Annotated in this window: 22 protein-coding genes; 13 read left to right on the top strand and 9 right to left on the bottom strand. The window is 42.2% G+C overall.

All coding sequences use genetic code 11. The annotated features are described in order from the left end of the window. Positions 1-393: 393 nt before the first annotated feature. Entirely contained in the window at positions 394-624 is a 231-nt protein-coding gene (locus V7K38_RS13125) for a hypothetical protein (RefSeq protein WP_334858346.1), read from the bottom strand. 154 nt (positions 625-778) lie between these two features. Here V7K38_RS13125 and V7K38_RS13120 point away from each other — a divergent pair, with 154 nt between their 5' ends. Next, positions 779-1,159 (top strand): DUF6883 domain-containing protein, encoded by a 381-nt coding sequence (locus tag V7K38_RS13120; protein ID WP_334858345.1) that lies wholly within the window; start codon positions 779-781, stop codon positions 1,157-1,159. Next, complete coding sequence (locus tag V7K38_RS13115; protein ID WP_334858343.1) at positions 1,149-1,403, top strand: hypothetical protein; 255 nt, start codon at positions 1,149-1,151, stop codon at positions 1,401-1,403. Before V7K38_RS13120 ends, V7K38_RS13115 begins: the two co-directional genes overlap by 11 nt. Positions 1,404-1,466: 63 nt before the next feature. Here V7K38_RS13115 and V7K38_RS13110 read toward each other — a convergent pair whose 3' ends face one another. Both V7K38_RS13110 and glyA read right to left on the bottom strand, forming a co-directional pair. Beyond that, positions 1,467-2,717: a competence/damage-inducible protein A gene (locus tag V7K38_RS13110; protein ID WP_334858341.1), complete on the bottom strand. Its 1,251-nt coding sequence runs from the start codon at positions 2,715-2,717 to the stop codon at positions 1,467-1,469. An 88-nt stretch (positions 2,718-2,805) separates the two neighbouring features. Beyond that, the gene (glyA, locus tag V7K38_RS13105) at positions 2,806-4,089 is read right to left on the bottom strand and encodes a serine hydroxymethyltransferase (RefSeq protein ID WP_334858340.1); all 1,284 of its coding nucleotides are present in this window, start codon (positions 4,087-4,089) and stop codon (positions 2,806-2,808) included. 106 nt (positions 4,090-4,195) lie between these two features. Between glyA and V7K38_RS13100 the strand changes: the two genes are divergently transcribed. The 3 genes from V7K38_RS13100 (at position 4,196) to V7K38_RS13090 (ending at position 5,791) form a co-directional block, all read left to right on the top strand. After that, complete coding sequence (locus V7K38_RS13100; protein WP_334858339.1) at positions 4,196-4,348, top strand: hypothetical protein; 153 nt, start codon at positions 4,196-4,198, stop codon at positions 4,346-4,348. A 69-nt stretch (positions 4,349-4,417) separates the two neighbouring features. After that, a complete protein-coding gene (locus V7K38_RS13095) occupies positions 4,418-5,170 on the top strand; it encodes a hypothetical protein (protein WP_334858338.1) in 753 nt (250 codons plus the stop codon). A 3-nt stretch (positions 5,171-5,173) separates the two neighbouring features. Beyond that, complete coding sequence (locus V7K38_RS13090; RefSeq protein ID WP_334858337.1) at positions 5,174-5,791, top strand: DUF4231 domain-containing protein; 618 nt, start codon at positions 5,174-5,176, stop codon at positions 5,789-5,791. 88 nt (positions 5,792-5,879) lie between these two features. Here V7K38_RS13090 and V7K38_RS13085 read toward each other — a convergent pair whose 3' ends face one another. Next, complete coding sequence (locus V7K38_RS13085; protein WP_334858335.1) at positions 5,880-8,660, bottom strand: M16 family metallopeptidase; 2,781 nt, start codon at positions 8,658-8,660, stop codon at positions 5,880-5,882. Between the two features lie 488 nt (positions 8,661-9,148). Between V7K38_RS13085 and V7K38_RS13080 the strand changes: the two genes are divergently transcribed. Continuing rightward, positions 9,149-9,421 carry a YlcI/YnfO family protein gene (locus V7K38_RS13080; RefSeq protein WP_334858333.1) on the top strand — a complete coding sequence of 91 codons (273 nt, stop codon included), beginning with the start codon at positions 9,149-9,151 and terminating at the stop codon, positions 9,419-9,421. Beyond that, positions 9,414-9,845, top strand: a complete 432-nt coding sequence (locus V7K38_RS13075; protein WP_334858332.1) for a type II toxin-antitoxin system VapC family toxin — start codon at positions 9,414-9,416, stop codon at positions 9,843-9,845. Before V7K38_RS13080 ends, V7K38_RS13075 begins: the two co-directional genes overlap by 8 nt. Before the next feature lie 33 nt (positions 9,846-9,878). Here the strand turns inward: V7K38_RS13075 and V7K38_RS13070 are convergent, their stop codons facing one another. The 5 genes from V7K38_RS13070 to V7K38_RS13050 form a co-directional block, all read right to left on the bottom strand. Next, complete coding sequence (locus tag V7K38_RS13070; protein ID WP_334858331.1) at positions 9,879-10,355, bottom strand: Uma2 family endonuclease; 477 nt, start codon at positions 10,353-10,355, stop codon at positions 9,879-9,881. A gap of 126 nt (positions 10,356-10,481) precedes the next feature. Further along, positions 10,482-12,551, bottom strand: coding sequence for a prolyl oligopeptidase family serine peptidase (locus V7K38_RS13065; protein ID WP_334858329.1), 2,070 nt, complete (start codon positions 12,549-12,551; stop codon positions 10,482-10,484). 110 nt (positions 12,552-12,661) lie between these two features. Next, entirely contained in the window at positions 12,662-13,111 is a 450-nt protein-coding gene (locus tag V7K38_RS13060; RefSeq protein ID WP_334858328.1) for a pentapeptide repeat-containing protein, read from the bottom strand. Positions 13,112-13,270: 159 nt separating this feature from the next. Continuing rightward, on the bottom strand, positions 13,271-13,486 hold the full coding sequence (locus tag V7K38_RS13055) for a DUF2839 domain-containing protein (RefSeq protein ID WP_334858326.1): 216 nt from the start codon (positions 13,484-13,486) through the stop codon (positions 13,271-13,273). 114 nt (positions 13,487-13,600) lie between these two features. Then, positions 13,601-15,175: an ATP-dependent DNA helicase gene (locus tag V7K38_RS13050; protein WP_334858324.1), complete on the bottom strand. Its 1,575-nt coding sequence runs from the start codon at positions 15,173-15,175 to the stop codon at positions 13,601-13,603. A gap of 110 nt (positions 15,176-15,285) precedes the next feature. Between V7K38_RS13050 and V7K38_RS13045 the strand changes: the two genes are divergently transcribed. The 6 genes from V7K38_RS13045 to V7K38_RS13020 all read left to right on the top strand — a co-directional run bounded on the left by V7K38_RS13045 (position 15,286) and on the right by V7K38_RS13020 (position 20,969). Beyond that, entirely contained in the window at positions 15,286-16,257 is a 972-nt protein-coding gene (locus V7K38_RS13045; RefSeq protein ID WP_334858323.1) for a M48 family metallopeptidase, read from the top strand. A 208-nt stretch (positions 16,258-16,465) separates the two neighbouring features. Then, positions 16,466-16,891 (top strand): hypothetical protein, encoded by a 426-nt coding sequence (locus tag V7K38_RS13040; RefSeq protein WP_334858321.1) that lies wholly within the window; start codon positions 16,466-16,468, stop codon positions 16,889-16,891. Between the two features lie 298 nt (positions 16,892-17,189). Continuing rightward, on the top strand, positions 17,190-18,875 hold the full coding sequence (lysS, locus tag V7K38_RS13035; protein WP_334858320.1) for a lysine--tRNA ligase: 1,686 nt from the start codon (positions 17,190-17,192) through the stop codon (positions 18,873-18,875). A 151-nt stretch (positions 18,876-19,026) separates the two neighbouring features. After that, the gene (locus V7K38_RS13030) at positions 19,027-19,431 is read left to right on the top strand and encodes a type II toxin-antitoxin system RelE/ParE family toxin (protein WP_334858319.1); all 405 of its coding nucleotides are present in this window, start codon (positions 19,027-19,029) and stop codon (positions 19,429-19,431) included. Next, a complete protein-coding gene (locus V7K38_RS13025; protein ID WP_334858318.1) occupies positions 19,431-20,138 on the top strand; it encodes a helix-turn-helix domain-containing protein in 708 nt (235 codons plus the stop codon). Before V7K38_RS13030 ends, V7K38_RS13025 begins: the two co-directional genes overlap by 1 nt. A gap of 135 nt (positions 20,139-20,273) precedes the next feature. Continuing rightward, entirely contained in the window at positions 20,274-20,969 is a 696-nt protein-coding gene (locus V7K38_RS13020; protein ID WP_334858317.1) for a hypothetical protein, read from the top strand. The last annotated feature ends 45 nt before the right edge of the window (positions 20,970-21,014 follow it).

Here is a 21,014-nt window from a genome sequence, read left to right as displayed (position 1 = left end):
ATCACAATCAAACTAATATATTTTAAGCATTCGCCCAAAACTACCATATTTTGGGTTATTTTTATCAGATTTTTCTTAACATTCAACACTTCTGGAAGCAAGCATATCTGAATCTATCAGTCAACCAGAAGCTTTAGTAACTCAAGAGGAGATAACTACATCTGAACTAGAGCCTACTATACAAGTTCAATGGCGAGACATCAGAGTAGTAGAGGCAAATGATATTGAATGGATAGACATCATCTCTAGATAATATTCAGCTAGCTAAGGTGTTTGAAACCTGTAAAATCTGACTATTGGATACGCGATCGCAACCTCTATGCAAAAATGCGATCGCCAGTTCGCTATAGTGACGCATTTACTTTAAACTATGGAAATGAATGCAAATGGTTTTTAGAATCTGTGTACAGCTTCCAGATAGGCGTAGGTTTGAGAAGAAACAGTGACACAAGCCAAAACACATCGATCCATTGCAGTGAATATTCCACCAACGCTAACACTTACAGTCACCCACGAGCAGTTAGTTGAGTTGGCGATCGCTAACTGAGATTTACCGAATGCCATCTCAAAATAGCTTCTGAAAGTGTAGGAGTTATTTGGTTGGAGGATGGGAATTTTGCTCATAGCTGCATGATTAAATCATTTTGCCTTATTAATCGTCCTCTAAATCCTGCAAACAAGTTACTTTCGACTAAATACCGAGGTTGCGATCGCTTTTAAAATATTTGATATGCGTGTGGTGAAGTAAATAAGTCAAGATTGGAAACTAGGTGATCTATTGCCAAAGGCAGAGGCCGCCGAGATAGACCTTCGCAAATTTGAAGAATACTCCATGAATCCAAATAATCCTGGCAATCAAGGAAAGTGGATGGCATTCGCGGCAATTGGCTACGATGTACAAAATGCCGAAGGTCGTAACGCTGCGATAGGGGATGTAATCAGACAACTGTGTGAAGGTCTTGCCAATGCACCAGCCGTAAAAGGTCAGACAAGTATTTATGGTTTTCGATTTCAGGTAAGAGTGAGGATTCGGGGATTAAATAAAAGAGAGGGAACTCTTGTAACTAACTGGCAGATTGATAATGGAAAAGATGTCCCCCGACTAATCACAAACTGGCTCTTAGTAAACCAATCGGAAGAAGATAACAATGAAAGCTAAACTTTACGATCAAATAAAAACATTGGTAGAAGTGCAACCAGACTTTGCCGACCAGATGATTCCTAAAAATAATCTGGGAACAATTGTAGAATGCTACGAAAATCCCGAAGGTTATGCAGTAGATATTGCCATCCCCAATCAAAAGTTAATTGGAAGCTATGAATACGTAAATGTCATTCTTACTTCTGACCAATTCGTACTTGTGAATAATGTCTCGCAACCACTGAATGTTGTTACTCAGTAATAGCAAATCTCATGAGGCAATGTGTAGGATGATAGAGACGCGGATACCGCGCTCTTAAATTACCTACCTCGTCAACAACTTCCGCCGCAGATTATCTAACGCTGCATTCGCACTGACATGACGAATTAAAGCTCGACCTCGCACTGTACCAAACTGATACTCAAAACTTGTCACTTCATCCTTTGGCCCAGCTAAACCAACGTAAACTAAACCCACCGGCTTAGTATCTGTCCCTCCAGTTGGGCCAGCAATACCAGTGATACTCAATCCCCAAGTTGTTGCAAGGCGCGTTTTTACCCCAATTGCCATTTGCTCTGCGACGGTAGCACTTACCGCCCCAAATTTATCTAAATCTTCCTGGTTAACCCCCAGCAATCTAACCTTCAGCGAATTTTGATAAGAAATTACTCCACCCCAAAAGTAATCAGAACTTCCAGAAATCTCAGTCAACATTTGCCCTAAACCGCCACCAGTGCAAGATTCTGCTACTGAAAGCGTTTCTTTTGATGCCCGCAATAACTGACCAACAACGGAAGCAGGGGTATCATTATTAACACCGTAAAAATCTAGTCCGGCAATTTCTTTAAGTTGTTTCTCAATGGGCGCAATTAGTTCTTCTGCGGCTGCTTCAGAAGTAGCTTTAGCAGAAACTCGCAATCTTACTTCCCCCTTACCTGCATAAGGGGCTACTGTAGGATTTGGCAACTTTAAATAAGAAGCAACTTTTTCCGCCAAAGCAGATTCACCAATCCCCCAAAACTTTAAACTCCGGCTGTAAATAATGTTTTTACCCCAACCTTGACTTTTGAGAAATGGGACGGCTGTTTCTTCCCACATCGGGTACATTTCACTGGGAACACCAGGAAAGGTAAAAATAGTGATTTCAGGACGAGGTTGCCAAATGATACCGGGTGCTGTTCCAGTGGGGTTGGGGAGAATTTCTGCACCTTGGGGAATCAAAGCCTGTTTGCGGTTACTGGGTGACATAACCCGACCGCGTTGGGCGAATTTCTGGGTTATGTCTTCGATGATGTCAGAACGTTCTACCAAGGGAACTTTAAAAAAATCAGCGATGGTTTCGCAGGTGAGGTCATCTGGTGTCGGGCCGAGTCCACCAGTGAAAATGAGAATTTGCGCTCTGGAAATAGCAATTTCTATAACTTGCTTCAACCGTTCTGGATTATCTCCAACCACTGTTTGATAGTAGTGGGGGATACCTAGCTGCGCTAATTGTTGCGCCAAAAATTGAGCATTGCCGTTGAGGATATCTCCTAACAGCAGTTCAGTACCAACACAAATAATTTCTGCACTCATTGGATTGGGGAATGGGAAATGGGGAGTGGGGAGTGGGGGCAGGGGAGGCAGAGGGAAAAATAACCAATGCCCCATGCCCCATGCCCAATTATGCTAGTGCTGGGACAGGAATTTCCAAGTGAGGATATAGGGGGAAGCGATCGCACAATGCTGCTACCCGTTGCCGACAATCTTGGGTTACTACCTCAGAATCTGGAGAAAGCAGGCGATCGCTAATAATATTTGCAATCTCGCTAAATTCTGCTACTCCTAAGCCCCGCGTGGTCATTGCGGGTGAACCTAACCTCAGACCACTAGTAACAAATGGCGATTGCGGATCGAAGGGAATGGTATTCTTGTTAGCAGTAATATTTACAGTACTGACTAGTTGATCCGCTTGCTTACCAGTTAGATTTACAGAGCGTAAATCCACGAGGAGTAAATGGTTATCAGTGCCATTTGACACTATCTTTAAACCTCGACTTTGTAGTTGTTCTGCCAAAGCACGAGCATTTTCAATTACTTGAGCAGAATAGGTTTTAAACTCAGGCTTTAGGACTTCTCCAAAAGCTACTGCTTTACCAGCAATGACGTGTTCCAATGGCCCGCCCTGGCTGCCAGGAAAAACAGATTTATCTAGCTTTTTACCTAGTTCTGCGTCGCTGGTCAAGATTAAACCACCTCTAGGGCCGCGGAGAGTTTTATGTGTAGTTGTTGTGACTACATGACAATGAGGAATCGGATCGGGATGAAGACCGCTAGCAACTAAACCAGCGATATGGGCAATATCAGCAAGTAAGTAAGCGCCGATTTCATCAGCAATACTACGGAATTTCTCAAAATCAATTATCCGGGGATAAGCCGAATAACCACAAATTAAGAGCTTAGGACGCTCCCTCAGCGCCAGCTCCCGAATTTGATCGTAGTCAAGTTGTTCTGTTTGTTGACTGACACCATAGTGGCTAACTTGGAACCACTTACCTGAGACATTTACAGGTGAACCGTGGGTAAGATGTCCCCCATGAGACAAATCCATCCCCATAATTTTGTCCCCTGGTTCCAGCAGCGACAAGAACACAGCAAAATTGGCTTGTGCGCCAGAATGGGGTTGCACATTCGCATGAGCAGCACCAAATATCTGTTTAGCACGGTCGATCGCTAGTTTCTCGATTTTGTCGATAAATTCACAACCGCCATAATACCTTTTACCAGGTAAACCCTCGGCATATTTATTTGTCAGTACGGAACCTTGAGCCGCCAATACCGCAGCAGAGGTAAAGTTTTCGCTAGCAATCAACTCCAAGTGATCTCGCTGACGCTGTAGTTCGTCGTTGATTAACCCTGCGATCGCTGGATCGCTGGTGGAAAGAAAGTCTGAATTAGTCCTAGTCACTTCAATTATCCTTATGGGAATTTGTACAACGTCTGATTTGGCTCAGGCACAGCACCTAACAGTTCTATAGAGGCGATTAATCGTCTCCGTACCTGGAGGTTTATTTGTGCCAACTTATTTATTATTAGGCGTAAGCTTAATTAATGCATTAATTATCATAACGTTGCTTTTTGAAGCTGCTTGCGTAGGCGTAGCCCGTCGGAGACATCGCTCCTCGATCGATAAAAAGCTGAACCCTTCGGCAATTAACTGTCGGTAATATAACCCTTACGAAACACGAATGCGAAGTGTTACCCTGAAAAACTTAAGTACTCAGTATCTTTGACAAATGAAAAATTGTTTGCAACTTACTTTTGACAGTGGACAAACAGCATTAGCGATTCGAGCCGATCGACAAGCCGAATTACCAGATGCACTTAAACAAATCGGGCTTGGCAGTTCGCGTTCTGTTTTAGTAGTGGTGGGGGGTGCAAGTAACATCAGTGAAGCTGACTTTCTCCGCATTAAACGTTTGTTTACGGAAGTTTTAGCGCCCATCGCCGAAAGTTTGGGGGCTTATGTTGTCGATGGAGGTACGGATGCGGGAGTTATGAAATTGATGGGTGAGGCTCGTACCCAAATAGGTGCTAAGTTTGCTTTGATTGGTGTAACACCTGAAAACAAAGTGGCTTTACCTAATCAACAACAATCTGGTGCTGATTCGACACCCTTAGAGCCAAACCATACTCATTTTGTATTGGTTCCTGGCGATAATTGGGGCGACGAGTCTCCTTGGATATCTCGCGTTGCAACTGTGTTGGCCAATAACGCACCTTCGATGACTGTACTTTTAAACGGTGGTGAGATTACCTTTGAAGATGCATTTTCTAGCGTTAATACCGGAAGATTAGTTGTTGCGATCGCTGGTAGTGGTAGAACCGCAGATATCCTTGCAGATGCCCTGCGTGGAGAAGCTACTGATGAACGAGCGAAAAAGTTAGCTAAATCTGGTATATTACAATACGTCAATTTAATCGACATAGAGAAGGGAGTTAACAATTTAGGCAAAATAATTAAGGATTTACTTTCTAATGAGGAGTGAGTAATGGCAAAAAAAGATAGTTATCAGGAATTTTTAAAGGAAGATTTTAACAAGTTATTTGCAGGTATGAACTTAGGTGATGTGCAAAGGCATTTTTTGCGATCGCGCTGGTTAGACCAAGTACTCTGGATGGAAGGGAAGGCGAATTTATCACGCGATCGCCATTATCGGTTGCGGATAACAACTATTATTGGTGGTGTAATTCTCCCGGCATTGGTAAGTCTAAATATTAGCACTACTCAACCAGTTAACGATAGAGTCAAGAATGTCATTATCTGGTCAACTTTTGGTTTGAGCCAAATAGTTGCTATTAGTGCTGCTGTTGAAGAGTTTTTTCATTATGGAGAACGTTGGCGACACTATCGCCGGACAGTCGAATCTTTGAAAACCCAAGGGTGGCAATTCTCACAGTTGACGGGCCCTTATCGTAATTATACAAGTCACGAACAGGCGTTTAATATTTTTGCAGGTAATGTCGAAGATATTATTCAACGAGACGTGGAAATATATGCTACTCAAGTTGTCCAAGAAAAGAAAGAAGAACAGCAGAGTCCAGAAAATTATATCTTAATGCAAAATACAAAAATAACCAATTTGGAAGAAAAGAAAGAGGAAAAATAAAATCGGTAAAACAATATATGGGAGAAGCCATTCAATTTTAGATTTTGGATTGAAGAAAAAATCCAAAATCTAAAATTAACTTAGTTAATTAACTACCCTTGGGTACAGCGTCTCCAGGGCCGGCGGTGACAATTACCAGATTTTCTGGCTTAATTAAATCCTCAATTGCCTGTTGCATCTGAGCCATAGTAACTGCTTTAATCTGTTGGGGAAAGTCTCGGATTTCTGAAAGTGAAAGTCCCAAGACAGCATTATCCAAAATGATGCTCGATACATTACTGGGATTAGCTAAATCCACGGGGTAGCTATTGCTAATTGAGCGTTTTGCTGCGTTTAATTCAGCCTCAGTTACTCCCTGTTGGCGCAACTGTTTAAGTAAAGCGAGAGTACTGGCGATCGCTTTTTGGGTATCAAGAGGAGCAGTCTGCATCTGAATCAAGAACGGGCCGGGATTGATTCCGGCAGCAAAACCACTAAAGATACCGTAGGTTAGACCTTGGCGATCGCGCACTTCCGTACCCAAGCGACTCGATAAGGTATCACCACCCAAAATTTGATTCAGGATCACTGCTGCATAATAACGCGGGTCTTTTCGGGAAATGCCGTTGTAGCCGATGTAGGTAACAGCCTCTGCTTTACCAGGAATTACTTTGTTTAAACGTGTCGAAGTTTGTGGGAATGGCACGGATGATATTTTTAGCACAGGAGGCTTACCTGTGACTTGCCATTTGTCAAACGCCTGATTCAGCAAAGTTTTTACCTTAACTGGATCGAAGTCTCCAACTATTGCGATCGTTGTGCTATCTGGTCTGTAGTGTGTTTGGTAGAAGCCAAGCAAATCATCACGAGTAATGCTCTTTAAGCTCTCATCTGTAGGAAAGCTATGGAATGGATGATTTTCTGGATAAATTGCTTGCTGAAAAACTTGTCTTCCTAAACCTGTGGGGTCATCTAATCTGACTTTGAGACTTGTCAGCGCCCTTTGACGGCTCAGTTCTAGCTGTTCGGCGGGGAAAGTAGCGTTTTGTAAGACATCTGCCAGAGTTTGAATCAATATTGGCAAATTCTCTGAAAGTCCCTCACTGCTAACACTAGTTCCCTCTCGGCTGGCACTGAAGCTCAAACCGGCTCCCCGGTCTTCTAAGGTTTTTGCTAGGGTCAGAGCATTTTTAGTCTTTGTCCCATTCATTAAGTTGGCCGCAGTCAGATTTGCTAATCCAGCTTTTTTATTACCGTCAAATTCATTACCAGCGTCGATTTGTCCACTTAGATTAATGGTAGGGAGACTGCGATCGCGCAACAACAAAACCCGCAAACCATTATTTAAGGTAAACTCTTCTGGTAGTGATTGTTTGGTTGAATCTGTAGCTGATGTGGTAGGTGGGAGATATTTAGCCAGTTCTGCCGGATCTACAGGTTTACCAGGGCTGAAATTTTCCACCGTGCGCCCAGAACCAGCGCTAGAAGTTCCTGGTTTACCATCTGGTTGAGTTGGCTCAAAGAAGCCGATGGTTTGTTTCGCCGGATTTAGATAAGTTTTCGCTACTTTCTGTACTTGGGCTGGGGTGACTTTAGCGATCGCAGCCAGATACTGTTCAATAAAACGATAATCACCTGCGATCGTTTGGTTATACCCCAGTTGGTTAGCTTGACTAGTGATGTCTTGATTACCCAAGATATACGAGGCTTGCAGTTGCGTTTTCGACCGGTTCAGTTCTTCTATAGTGACTGGCTGCTGTTGCAACTTTCCTAAAGATTCTTGAAGCACCTGGGCAATTTTCCCTAACTCTTGACCCGGAGCCGCCGTAGCACTAATGTCATACCAACCTGGTTCGATGAGTTCGGCAGCACCGCCACTCACTGAACTAGCGAGTCCAGATTCTACCAAAGCCTGGTAAAGTCTAGAACTACGTCCACCTGTGAGAATGGCATCCATCACATCAATTGCCGGGACATCAGGATGCTTGATATCTGGTAAAGGATACACAGCTTGCAGTAGTGCCGCACTTCCAGGTTGCTTCAAAACAATCGGTGCTTTTTTAGTAGTAGAGGCAACCGGAGAAGACGGGGCGATATTTTCCCGTGTTCTCTTTTCCTCGTTTCCTCGTTTTGCCAACTTCCCATAAGTTTCTTTAACAACTTTCAGTACAGGTTCTGTGGCAAAATCCCCCGTGATTACCAACGTGGCATTGTCTGGGCTGTAGTAAGTTTGGTAATAATTCCGCACCTGCTCAACCGTAAATTTTTCTACATCAGCTTTTGTGCCTCCTACAGATAAGCCATAAGCTCTTGTAGGGAAAGCATCTCGCATTACTACCCGATCCAGACGAAAGCTTGGTGAATTTTCGTACCCCTGTAACTCAGAGATTACTACCCGCTTTTCACTCTTTAGTTGCTCAGTCCCAACTAAGGAGTTTTCCATGCGATCGGCTTCCAGTGTTAACAATGCTTCGAGTTTGTCTCTTTGCACTGTGCCAAAGTAAACTGTTTCGTCATAACTAGTAAAAGCATTGAATTGGCTACCCAAGGCACTAAATAACCTGCCAAACTGCACTGGACGGGCAGTTGTACCCTTGAACATCAAATGTTCAAGCTGGTGAGAAAGGCCATTTTCTCCCTTAACCTCGTTACGGGAACCAACTTTATACCAAACTTGCACGCTGACCACTGGAGCAGTATGGACTTCCTTGGTCAACACCGTTAAGCCGTTGTCCAATACCGTTTTTTTTACCCCTTGGGTGAATGAGGTAGTAGATACAGGTGTGACTGCTGTCGGTGTTGCAGCATTGATGAAATTGCCCGAAAACGGCATGATAGTTAGGAGCAGACTGAGAAAAAAACCTATAAACATATATGAACGTAGCTTCATAAGCAATGCCAAATGCCAAATTTCTAATTTTGAAGAAAAATTCAGAAGCGGAGCCGGAGTGTCTCCCGTCAGAATCAATATAGTAGAGAACTTACTACTGCTGTGCTATCTGTCAGTAGTACAGAATTCATTTTGACTCCTGAATTCTGTTTTGATAAAACAAAACCTTAGTAAGTAGGTAGGCGTAATTAAATATAAGATCAAACCTCACCCTCAATCCCTCTCCGATACTTTGGAGAGGGAAGCCAGAGGCAGGGTGAGGTTTTATATTTAATTTGACCCATTTACTTACCACTTTGTGTTAGTCTTCTGACTTACATTCTCGGCTTTTTTATCATTTTTAATGGTAGCCTTATTTTTTCTATGCCGTAATATAATAGTCGGTTTTCAAGTTTACCTATTTGCAACACACTTACGAGCAATATTCCACACGTTTATAAACTGAAGCCCTCTGGATATAAACTGGTTACAATAAATGGTATCAAAATTTGGTTGCAATTATTGCTATGGAACGCGAAGCCCTAACAATTCGGTTTCCGGCTGATTTACTTGTCAAAGCTAAAAAAATTAAGGATGGTAGCGAATCCTTGAATGATTTAGTAGTTGAGGCTTTGGAACGTGAGGTAAGCCGCCGCAGGGGATGGGCAGCCCATCAACGGATAATTGCCCGCAGCGAAACCGTTAAAGCTAAAACAGGGATACAACCAGCCTCTACAGATTTGATTCACAGCCTCAGAGAAGATGAAGGGAGACGTGACTAGAGTTTTGTGTTTAGATACCAGCGTTTGGATTCCCTATCTTGTACCAGAAGTTTATCAACCCCAGTCCAGAAAACTAGTAGCAAAAGCCTTAAGTCTGAATATACCCTTAGTGGCTCCAGCTTTTGCTTGGGCAGAAGTAGGATCTGTCCTAAGAAAGAAAACCCGTATGGGAGTAATTACAACAGAAGAAGCGCTAGGTTTTTTTGAAGACTTCTGCGAACTGCCTATTGATTACATTGAAGAAGAGGCAATTAGGGCAATAACCTGGAAAATTGCCGATAAATATGGATTATCCACCCTTTATGATGCAGCATTTCTTGCTTGTGCTGAGAGTAAGTCTGCGGAGTTTTGGACTGCTGATGCTGCACTGATTAGGCAACTCATACCCCGACCTACTTATCTCCGAGAAATAGCAGAAATATAGCAGTATAGGGAAGTTTTACTTTTGATAATTTAATTACCGTTTAATTTGCTTAGGAAAGTTAGGAACTAACAAAGATTGACCTAATTCACCTTGCTCATTATAGAATTTAATTTGACCTTGTTCATTACATAACCATACTTCCACAGCTTGAGCTTCTAAATATAAATTTCTTTTAAATTCCATTTCTTCCAAAGTGTTACCACTGGATTTTACTTCTACACAAATTTCTGGTGCAATAGATGCTGATACTTCATCTTCAATTTGAGAAAATCGTTCCTCTGAACACCAGACAACATCAGCAACTTTCACACCATCTGATGTGTTGATAGCACATTCTGGCATTACTTCTCCTGCATTCAATAAAGATTCTAATAAACGTTGGATTCTTCCTTGATAAAAAGAATGTTTAATTTTTACTGGACTCATAACGATTTGACCCCATTTATTTAATTCAATTTTGAAGGGTAAATCTTGTAATTGTTTATGTTCACAAACTTCTTCCCATCTCATAGTTGATATTTACCTAGAGTGATTGATTTAATGTTAACTCATCTATGAATACCAATTCTTTTCCTCTCATTGCTGACAAAATCTCACGCAAAGGCGAAGACACTTGCGTGAGACAATCATATTAGTCTAAACTTCAACATCCAAAGCACGCACTAAAAAAGCCCACTTATCGGCGGCTTCTTCGATAATTTTAGCTGTCGGTTTACCCGCACCATGTCCGGCTTTAGTCTCAATTCTAATTAGCGTTGGCGCATCACCTGCGTGAGCCTCTTGCAAAGCGGCGGCAAATTTGAAACTATGAGCAGGGACAACGCGATCGTCGTGATCGGCTGTGGTAATTAAGGTTGCTGGGTAAGCTGTATCTGGTTTGATGTTGTGTAGTGGCGAATAAGCATACAGCGCTGGAAACTCTTCTGAATTATCTGCTGAACCATATTCGGAAGTCCAAGCCCAACCGATGGTAAATTTGTGAAACCGTAACATATCCATTACGCCGACGGCGGGTATTGCTGCACCGAATAAATCGGGGCGCTGTGTTATGCAAGCACCCACCAATAAGCCACCATTACTACCACCTGCGATCGCTAGCTTCTCAGTTTTAGTATAGTTATTTGCAATCAACCACTCAGCAGCGCTAATAAAGTCATCAAAGACATTCTGCTTTTTATCCTTCATTCCTGCTTGATGCCATTCTTCGCCGTATTCTCCACCGCCGCGTAGATTGGGCATAGCATAGATACCACCCATCTCCATCCACACTAACAAACTTACCGAAAAGCCAGGTGTCATTGAGGCATTAAAACCACCATAGGCATAGAGATAAGTGGGGTTATTTCCATCTAATTTAATACCCTTTTTGTGGGTAATAAACATGGGTACTCTAGTACCATCTTTACTTTGATAAAAAACTTGTTTTGTCTCGTAACCATCTGGATTAAAATCTACCTCTGGCTGGCGAAAAACAGTACTCTTGCCAGTTATCATATCGTAGCGATAGGTAGTTCCTGCGGTGGTAAAACTGGTGTAACTATAAAAGGTTTCGGTATCATAACGCTTCCCTCCAAAGCCTCCGGCTGAACCGAGTCCAGGTAATTCTACCTCACGAATAAACGTACCTTTGAGGTCAAAGATTTTAATTTGGCTATGAGCATCTTTGAGGTAATCAGCAACAAATTGGTTATTAAGAATGCCTACACTTTCCAAGGTTTCTGCGGATTGGGGAATGATTTCTCGCCAATTTTCTGGCGCAGGGTTTTTGGTGTCAATTGCAATAACTCTTCCTCGTGGTGCATTTAAATCCGTGCGGAAATAAAAGACGCTATCATCATTGTCAACAAAGCTATAATCTGCCTCAAACTGGTTAATTAATTCTAAAACTTCAGCATTAGGGTTAGTTAAATCTTTGAAGAAAACCAAATTTTTGGAGTCACTACCCAGCCAAATAGAAATTATTAGATAGTGGCCATTTTCAGTAACACCACCACCGAAACCCCATTCTTTTTGGTCAGGACGATGATAAATTAGTACATCTTCTGACTGAGATGTTCCTAATTGATGATAGTAGAGCTTTTGATAATAGTTAACATCTTCTAATTGAGTTTTTTCATTCGGCTCATCATAGCGACTGTAGAAGAAACCTTGATGATCGTCTGTCCACGATACACCAGAAAATTTAATCCACTTTAAATGATCTTGTAGGTCTTCACCAGTTTCAACATCGCGTACTTTCCACTCTTGCCAATCAGAACCAGAGGTAGATAGGCCATAAGCTAAAAGTTTACCATCCTCGCTAATAGACAATCCTGAAAGAGCAACAGTGCCATCTTCTGAGAGTTTATTAGGGTCAAGTAAAACTTTGGGTTCGCCTTCGAGAGTTTTTAGAGTGTAGAGGACACTTTGGTTTTGTAGTCCGTCATTTTTAAAATAAAAGTAGCGTTCGCCTTCTTTAAAGGGGATACCATATTTTTCATAATCCCAAAGTTTCGTGAGGCGTTGTTTAATTTTTTCTCTGGCAGGAATTTCGCTCAAGTAGCCAAAAGTAATTTGATTTTGGGACTCAATCCAAGTTTTTGTTTCTTCAGAATCAGGATCTTCTAACCAACGATAAGGATCTGCGACTGAAGTACCGTGGTAGTTATCGACTTGATTGCTTTTGTGGCTGGATGGATAGGTAAGGGGTTTTTTGGAGGAGGGCATAATCTCACGTCGAAAGTGCTTCTTTATATACTACAAAGATAGACCGAAGACGTGGATCTGTAACATGAGCAAAAGAGGTACGGGTGCTGTTAAAGCTGGCAAGTAAAACTCTAACTATTACCTATACTGCCATCAGGCATAATTATAATTGTATTGCTATAGACACACTGCTCCATATATGCACCTTCCAAGTCGGCTCCAGTCAAGTCAGATCCAGTTAGATTTGTCCCAATCATGTCAGCAGCACCCAAGTAAGCATTAACTAACTTGGCATTCGTCAAATCAGTTTGAGATAGGTAAGAAAATCCCAAATTAGTTCCACTCAAATCAGCATTTCTGAGATTAGCCTTAACTAAACAAGCTTGCCCCAAATGAGCATTGCAGAGATTAGCCCCTTCTAAATTAGCCTCTTCTAAATATGCTTCACTTAAGCCAGAATTACTCAAGTCAGCCCCACTTAAATTAACTCCAGACAAGTCTTTTCCATCCAAACTGATGCCAGAAAAATTTATTTCTCCAGCAGCATATCTATTAAATAAGTCTTCAGTTTTTCTCGACATTAAACAACTTGGGAGTATATTAAACAGTTTATACTTTTCCTCTGTCTAAAGTGACAAAACAGGGTTAGTCCAATAGAAACCTAACCCCCAGCCCCTTCCCTACGAGGGAAGGGGAGTAAGATTCAAGGTCTTTTAGAGTGAAAAGATTAACAGCAGGATTTAGTAGACTACTTGCCACCAACCGAAGGTTGGGCCAATAAAACGGATAGTTGCCCATCCTACAACCATAAGGCCAATACCTATCCAGGCACCACGAGTTGTCCAAGTGACAAATTGTTCGCCTTGAGTTTTTGTGATGGGAACCCAAGGCAAGATGCGAGTTTCTTTACCGTATGTTTCCCCTTCTGTGGTTTTACGACGCTTTGCTTCACCCATAATCAGCAACTCAAATTTTATTTAGGTTCTAAATTTATCTTGCCAGGAATCATGACTATAGACAATTAAGGCATTGGGAATGGGGCATAGGGCATGGGGCATTAACAAATTACTTTAAGCGGAATTTTCTTCATCGGTATTAGAAAATAGACTGGGGTCGAGATAGTTAATGCGGGCGAAAGGACTTAAGGCAGCGAGGATTTTAGCGCCGTAGCTACGGTTAACTACACGACTATCAAGTAAAGCAACAATGCCTTGACTTTCTCGGACAGGCGCGATCGCTCTTTGTAATTCACTCAAGGCTGTCGGCAATAAATATAAACGAAACCAATCTTGATGCGATCGCTTATAAAGAGCTACCCTACCAGCTACAAGCGGATTTTCTAAAGATGGTAAAGGTAAAGTAGCAATAATTAACAGATGGGGTGCTGGCAAAACTCGCTGATGTTCTCGCCAAAATTCCCAACCGCTAATCAAAATACCATTTTCATCTAAACAAGTTTTTTCTACCTGCACCCGCGAACCAAACTCTGAAGCCAAAATTGTCGCCACTTGAGCCTTGAGTGGCACATCCCCCACCAAAACAACCGTTAATCCTGGTGCTGTAGCACTTAGACAAACCAGTGTGCGGACTTTGTGAATAAATGCCGCTTGAAATTCTGGCGTGTTGGGTAGAGGCAATTTATAGGGTACATACAGTTGAATTGCTTCCGCTTGACTCTCCGAAGAAAACTTCAGACAAGTTAAATCTTCCAAACCAAGGCGCTGTCGAAAAAGAGGAGCCTCAGTTTCTGGTTCTATGGCACTGCCAATTAAAACTACTGGTTGTCGCTGCCACAAGGGTGAGAGGATTTCGCTTAATTCCATTGGGGCGTAGTGCAAAGAAAATAAACCTTGCCGATGGGCAATAGTCGCCCAGAAGAGGGGAGGGGGGGCAGGGGAGGTAGGGGAAGCCGGGGGGAAAAGATTTTCGTCGAGGGTTTGTAATTGCTGCCAGAAATGTTTCCAAGTATCTGGGAGGTTTGCTGGATCTAAAGCAGCATAAAGACGGCTTAAAATCTCGATTTCTGGCTGGGAAATTAGGTAGCACTGATATGGATTAACAGGATGCTGAAAAAGTTCGTATGTTAGTTGTATCCGTGCTTCGCTAATTGCCTCAGCTTGATTTGGACAAGCCAGTATGAGTTCATCCCAATCATGAGGTTGAATATCTTGGGTAAGTTGATCGCGCACCCAATCTTCGAGATCGTCTACCCCATCAATAATTGTCGGGATGCCTTCGGGAAAGCAGGAGCCACCAGCAAATTGTCCTCTTAACCAAGCTTCTGGAGAGGTTAATAGTAGCCCTTGGAATTCAGCACTAGGCCAAGCGTCACCTGTTCTAATTGATTTATTGGCTGGTAGCCATTGCTGTAAACGGGGAATTTCTACCCGCAGCAGAAGTTGCTGCACGGGTTCTTGAGCAACAATAATTACAGGGCCATGCCACATTAGGGCTGATGCTACGAAACTGGTGCGATATCGTCCTTGATAGCCACAAACCGCTCCTACTTGAATGAGGGCGCTACGTCCCAGGCGCAAGGCGCGTGCTACCAACCGTGCCATCGTCAAATGATGGGGCCAGGAAGGGAACCCCGCTTGCGATCGCAAAAAGTTATGTAGTGACAAATGAACTTCTGCCTCAATCACACGCTTTTAATTCCATACAAAGTGACTTTTACTTCCAATTGCCCCATTTCTATTATGTGTCCTTTGTCATTTGTCCTTTGCCCAATTCCCAATTCCCAATCCCCTAAATTATGCCAACTTACACAGGAATTTCCAGCGAAGCCTTCAGGCATCCACTAGATCGTCAAGCCGAGCAAGCTTTACGAAATTTACCGGGATTTGATTTAATCGCTCGTAAATTTGTGGAATTTATCTACGAACGCCCTCAATTAGTCTATCTAATGGGTAACACCATCCAAGTCGGGCCGCGTCAATATTCCACTATTTACCAGATGTTTCGGGAATGCGTCCGAGATTTGGACATTTACCCAGAACCCAAACTGTTTGTCTCGCAAGATCCCCAAGCAAATAGCTATGCTCTGGGGCAAGAGAATCCTTACATAGTCATAAATACAGGGATACTAGACTTACTCGACGAAGCCGAGATTCGGGTGGTGCTAGCCCATGAACTGGGACATATTAAATGTGGTCATACTATTTTAATTCAAATGGCGATGTGGGCGATGAGTGCTGCTTCCGCCTTGGGAGAATTGACCTTCGGACTCGGTAATCTTATAACACAAGGCTTGATTTATGCCTTTTTTGAGTGGCGGCGGAAAGCTGAGTTATCGTCAGATCGCGCCGCCTTACTGGTAATGGATGACTTGAATCCCGTAATGTCAACGATGATGAAACTCTCTGGTGGTAGTAAAAAATATGCCAATGAATGTAGTTTACAAGAGTTTATCAAGCAGTCAGAAAATTATCAGGCACTCGATGAAGATGCGCTGAATCAGGTGTATAAATTCTTGATTTACAATGGCGCTCAGGGTACGATGTTGAGCCATCCTTTCCCAGTGGAACGCCTGCATTACTTACGGGCGTGGGCGGTATCTGAAGAATACCAGCAAATTCGCCGAGGAAATTATCAGCGATCGCCTGCTTCCGGCTCAGTAAATGTTGCAGCAGAATCTTCTCGAAATGAAACAGATAATTTGCGCCGTCAAATTGAGGAATTACAACGGGAAATCGACAGAATGAGAAGACCTGATAATAATTCGTAATTCGTAATTCGTAATTAACGAGTAATCACCGTAGGGCGGGGACTGCCATTAGTAGATAGTGCCTTCCCTACTTAAAATTGATGCCAGATGTGAGTTTTACCGCATTAAGGCACTTTTGAGGGTAGGATAAATTCAATATTCAAAATTAGAGACTTAAAAACTGCTTAACTATATCTGAGCCTTAAATGAGATGTAGGCATTTATCAATATGGCAATTCACTTGACAAAACGGCTCTCTGTGTTCGCTGCTATTCTAAGTATTGTCCTTTTCATGCCGGGAATTGCCTTAGCTGTACCGGTTCAACTACATATTACTTCTGGTGTCATTTTCGCCCAAATTAGTAAAACGGCAAGCTATTCCACCTCGTCGCAAATTAACCTGACTCCCTTACAACGTCAAGAACTTCAGGCTGTGCGTCAAAGAAGAAACAGGGAAATTGAGGCAGTATTAAACACATCGCAACGTGTCCAAGTTAATCACAATCTCCGGGCTGGTAATAATATGAATCAAGCCCTACAAAGGCTGAATTTAAAACCAGAACAGCAAGAATTTGTAAAGGCCATCGTGCAATATACTAATTTGAAAATGAAGGCTATTGCATCTAGGCATTCGCTAAAAATCGTACAGAAATAAAGATTTTAGTTGTAGAAGAAAATTATGCGCCTTTGTCAGCGAGGATATCAATAATATTTTCTCTATCATAGTTTTGGATAAACTACAACAACAGACGTGAGATTTAGTGTCTCTACAGGATTTTGATGATTTAATGGTCAACCTACGCTAGCGATGCCTGCGGCGGGCTGCGCCAACGCTTGAAATAATCTGATGCACATAGGATTGTCGCTACGTGTAGGGGATTTTAGTGCAAATATCTCTTCCTCTCAACTTTTGCAGCATCTATAATTAATCTTGCCCTATTTAGTTCGTTACCATGTCGGAAGAAGATATCCGAGCCGCAAGGCTGGAGAAAGTAGAACAACTCAAGCAGCTAGGGACTAACCCTTATGCCTATCGTTGGGAATCTACCCATCATGCAGCGCAGTTGCAAGAACAATTTGCCGATTTAGCCAGTGGTGAAGAAGTTGATTTAGAAGTTGCGATCGCTGGGCGCATTATGGCGCGTCGCGTTTTCGGTAAACTGGCTTTCTTCACTTTACAAGATGAAACCGGCACAATTCAGCTTTATTTAGATAAAAATCGCATCCAAGAAAGCATGGCAGATATTGATGCTGATGCCTTCAATCATTTAAAACAACTCACAGATGCCGGCGACATTCTGGGAGTTAAAGGTACTATTAAACGGACTGAAAAGGGCGAGTTATCTGTCTACGTTAAACAATATACTATCCTCACTAAATCACTGTTGCCCCTACCCGATAAGTGGCATGGATTAACGGATGTTGCCAAGCGCTACCGTCAGCGCTACGTTGACTTGATTGTTAACCCAGAAGTGCGCCAAACCTTCCGCCGTCGCGCTCAAATTACTGCTGGGATTCGCCGTTATTTGGAACAGCGAGATTTTCTCGAAATTGAAACACCAGTTTTGCAAAGTGAAACTGGGGGTGCAGATGCGCGTCCATTTATCACCCACCACAACACTTTAGAAATGGAATTGTATCTGCGAATTGCCACAGAACTCCATCTCAAGCGGTTGATTGTGGGTGGTTTTGAAAAGGTGTTTGAATTGGGACGGATTTTCCGTAATGAGGGAATTTCGACTCGACACAATCCCGAATTTACGACAATTGAAGTTTACCAAGCCTACGCCGACTACAACGATATGATGGCGCTGACTGAGGGAATTATTACCACTGTCGCCCAAGACGTACTCGGCACATTGCAAATTACCTACCAAGGGGAACCTATAGATTTAACACCACCTTGGCGACGGGTGACAATGCACGAATTAGTTAAAGAATTTACAGGCTTAGATTTCAATTCTTTCCAAACATTAGAAGAAGCAAAAACAGCAAGTAAAAATGCTGGTATTCCTAGTGTAGATGAAGCCAAATCAATTGGTAAGGTACTGAATTTAGCCTTTGAAGAAAAGGTAGAAGCTAATTTAATTCAACCTACCTTTGCAATTGATTACCCCGTAGAAATTTCGCCTCTAGCAAAACCCCACCGTTCTCAACCTGGTTTGGTGGAAAGATTTGAGTTATTTATCGTCGGCCGAGAAACTGGAAACAGCTTCTCAGAACTTACAGATCCCATCGATCAAAGAGAACGCCTAGAAGCCCAAGCTGAAAGAAAAGCTGCTGGCGACTTAGAAGCCCAAGGTGTAGATGAAGACTTTTTGACAGCCCTTGAATACGGTATGCCGCCTACAGGTGGTTTAGGAATTGGGATCGATCGGTTGGTAATGTTATTAACTGATTCTGCCAGCATTCGGGATGTAATTGCCTTCCCTCTACTCAAGCCAGAGGGCAGCGTTATTAAGCAATTTAGCTATGAACAAAAAACTCAAACACTGACTATTGAATTTGACAGTGGAAGTGTTTACGAGTATTTCAAAGTCCCTCCCAGCGTCAAGGAAGACTTAGACAATGCACCGTCTAAAGGTCAACACTTTAACAAGTTCATTAAAGGGAAATTCAAGTTTGAACAGTTGAGTTAGTAAGTACCATTCAACAGTAGGGTGCGTTAGGCAAAGCCATAACGCACCATTTTTATTACCTAAGTTGCACTTACTGATTCTATATGATATTCCTTTAAAGGAATAATTAATTGACATTCCTTATAAGGAATACTATACTGTGAGGTAGGAAGTGACCTGGACTTGGGAACTTTATCTAGATGTGAATGGGGAAATCCCCAAAGATTTGCTGGCTTTTTTCATCAGGATGATTCCCGAAGAGGAGCAACCAGAAAATCCACCAAAACCGTTACTGAGTGCTTCCGAAACCAAGCGCCTACAAGTTAATCTTGGCTACTTGTGCGACAAAGGACTCGCATCACTTACCAGTGGCATCTTTGAGAAACTGGAAGATGATTTGTATGAGTTACGGATGACTAAGAGCGAACATAATCCCCGGTTTATCTTAACGGCTGCTACTCCTCAGAGGTTTGTGGTGCTGCACGCCTTTATGAAGAAATACGACAACGCTATCAAAGATAGAGACAAAGAACCTGCAAGAGTGAGATTACGTGAATTGCAGCAGAGGGAAAAGTAATGAAAAAGCCTAATTTTCAAGCGTGGTTGCAGCAAAAAGTCAGCGACGAACCAGAGGTAATTTTGGCGGGAAAGTTAGAGTATCTGCGCCTTTATCTCACCGATGCCATGCGGGAAATACGTAATAAAGCAGGATTGACTCAGGCGCAGCTAGCGGAAAAGCTTGGAGTAAAGCAGGCGGCGGTGTCCAAACTGGAGTCAGCGTTAAAGGAACATGAGTTGGAATCAGTGTTGCACTATTTACACGCCTTGGATGCAGATTTGCTGGTAGCTGTAAAACAAGGGGATGAATTATATCAAGCTAGTGATAACGAAGGTGTATTGCTGGTAGATGTACCAGATGTGGTTTTCCAAAAGGCATTAGCGGCAAACATGAGCGTGCGCGAATATGTGCGTGTAGCCGTTGAGAAATTTTCGAGTGGGGATGATGGACTGAGAACAGCTTTGCTAAAACTGCTGGAAAGTGACGATTCGGTAGCGGTGAAAGTGAGAGAGCGTTTAGGTTCAAGGACAATCCTGGAAATTGCTGTAGATTTGGAAAAATGTTTGAGTCTTTCGGAGGAAGAAGACAGGATTTTTGCTGTGAAAAATGTTTTGGCTGCTAATCTAGGGTGTGCAGAAAGTAATCGTGTAAGTAGTGATGAAATTGATGAAATTGAGTTGTTGGATTTAGCGGAAGAATTGCTAGAGAAGTTGGCAGATATTTAGGATGACACAGACTAGAGTTTACCTTGAGGCTACATCTTGAATATCAAAATGGGGAGTTTTGTACCTATCGCTTAGACTGATAAAATAATATTAAAAATTTCAGCGACCAACTCCAGTTTTGAGGTTTATCATTATTTGCAAGCCCAAGAAATTAAAAAACAATTAAGATTACTCATAGAGGAAGCATCTGTCATAGATCCTGCTTTAGCGAAAAGGTTAGAAGAGATAAATCGCTGGGTGAAAGATGTCAAACCGGGTTCGCTGACTGCTAAAAGATTTGTCATCCTGTTTTTGCAACAAATGCTCCAAGATGCTGAAGTTTGGCTGAGACTTAAATCATTACCATCTGAAGAAGAGCAGCAATCAGCTTTAACAGTGCTGAATCCAACTTTACAATATTGGTATGGCTACTTGTTTCCTAAATGGTTGAGTGAAAACGACCCTAAATTTTATATTTGGAGACGAAAACTGATGGCGGGGGAGTTCAATCAGGATGATGCCAAATTAATTGACTCTATTGCTAATAATATTAAAAATTGTGGCGGGACAATTGTACAACGCTATATTGCAGACCTGTCTATGGCAACTGATATAATTGTTAGCAGTAGGCAAGAGAGGCCACTATGTATTCAACTCACTAGTGTTTCAGAGCAATTTTTCCAAGAAAAATTTGATGATTGGGAAAATACCCTAATTTTTTGGACAATAGATAGAGGATTATTTTTAAGTTACAATCCTCGTGCAACTGAGTTTGTGAATCAAATAGTCAACATATTATTATTTAACAGCAATAATCTGAGTATAGGTAGTTATTTAAAATTTAATTTATAGTTGTCGTCCACTTTTATTTACTGGATTTGTATAGCCACGTTATTA

Origin of the sequence: Nostoc sp. (genome assembly GCF_036917465.1) — a bacterium.
GTDB lineage: Bacteria > Cyanobacteriota > Cyanobacteriia > Cyanobacteriales > Nostocaceae > Nostoc.
Note: the sequence above shows the minus strand (reverse complement) of the source record. Positions and strands in the feature narration are given on the sequence as shown.

Bases quoted from the DNA above. Each gene is read 5' to 3' on its own strand.
- V7K38_RS13115 (WP_334858343.1), top strand. From the start codon at position 1,149: ATGAAAGCTAAACTTTACGATCAAATAAAAACATTGGTAGAAGTGCAA.
- V7K38_RS13055 (WP_334858326.1), bottom strand. From the start codon at position 13,486: ATGGGTGAAGCAAAGCGTCGTAAAACCACAGAAGGGGAAACATACGGT.
- V7K38_RS13125 (WP_334858346.1), bottom strand. From the start codon at position 624: ATGAGCAAAATTCCCATCCTCCAACCAAATAACTCCTACACTTTCAGA.
- V7K38_RS13040 (WP_334858321.1), top strand. From the start codon at position 16,466: ATGGCAATTCACTTGACAAAACGGCTCTCTGTGTTCGCTGCTATTCTA.
- V7K38_RS13110 (WP_334858341.1), bottom strand. From the start codon at position 2,717: ATGAGTGCAGAAATTATTTGTGTTGGTACTGAACTGCTGTTAGGAGAT.
- V7K38_RS13045 (WP_334858323.1), top strand. From the start codon at position 15,286: ATGCCAACTTACACAGGAATTTCCAGCGAAGCCTTCAGGCATCCACTA.
- V7K38_RS13070 (WP_334858331.1), bottom strand. From the start codon at position 10,355: ATGAGATGGGAAGAAGTTTGTGAACATAAACAATTACAAGATTTACCC.
- V7K38_RS13060 (WP_334858328.1), bottom strand. From the start codon at position 13,111: ATGTCGAGAAAAACTGAAGACTTATTTAATAGATATGCTGCTGGAGAA.
- V7K38_RS13085 (WP_334858335.1), bottom strand. From the start codon at position 8,660: ATGAAGCTACGTTCATATATGTTTATAGGTTTTTTTCTCAGTCTGCTC.
- V7K38_RS13090 (WP_334858337.1), top strand. From the start codon at position 5,174: ATGGCAAAAAAAGATAGTTATCAGGAATTTTTAAAGGAAGATTTTAAC.
- V7K38_RS13025 (WP_334858318.1), top strand. From the start codon at position 19,431: ATGAAAAAGCCTAATTTTCAAGCGTGGTTGCAGCAAAAAGTCAGCGAC.
- V7K38_RS13065 (WP_334858329.1), bottom strand. From the start codon at position 12,551: ATGCCCTCCTCCAAAAAACCCCTTACCTATCCATCCAGCCACAAAAGC.
- V7K38_RS13095 (WP_334858338.1), top strand. From the start codon at position 4,418: ATGAAAAATTGTTTGCAACTTACTTTTGACAGTGGACAAACAGCATTA.
- lysS (WP_334858320.1), top strand. From the start codon at position 17,190: ATGTCGGAAGAAGATATCCGAGCCGCAAGGCTGGAGAAAGTAGAACAA.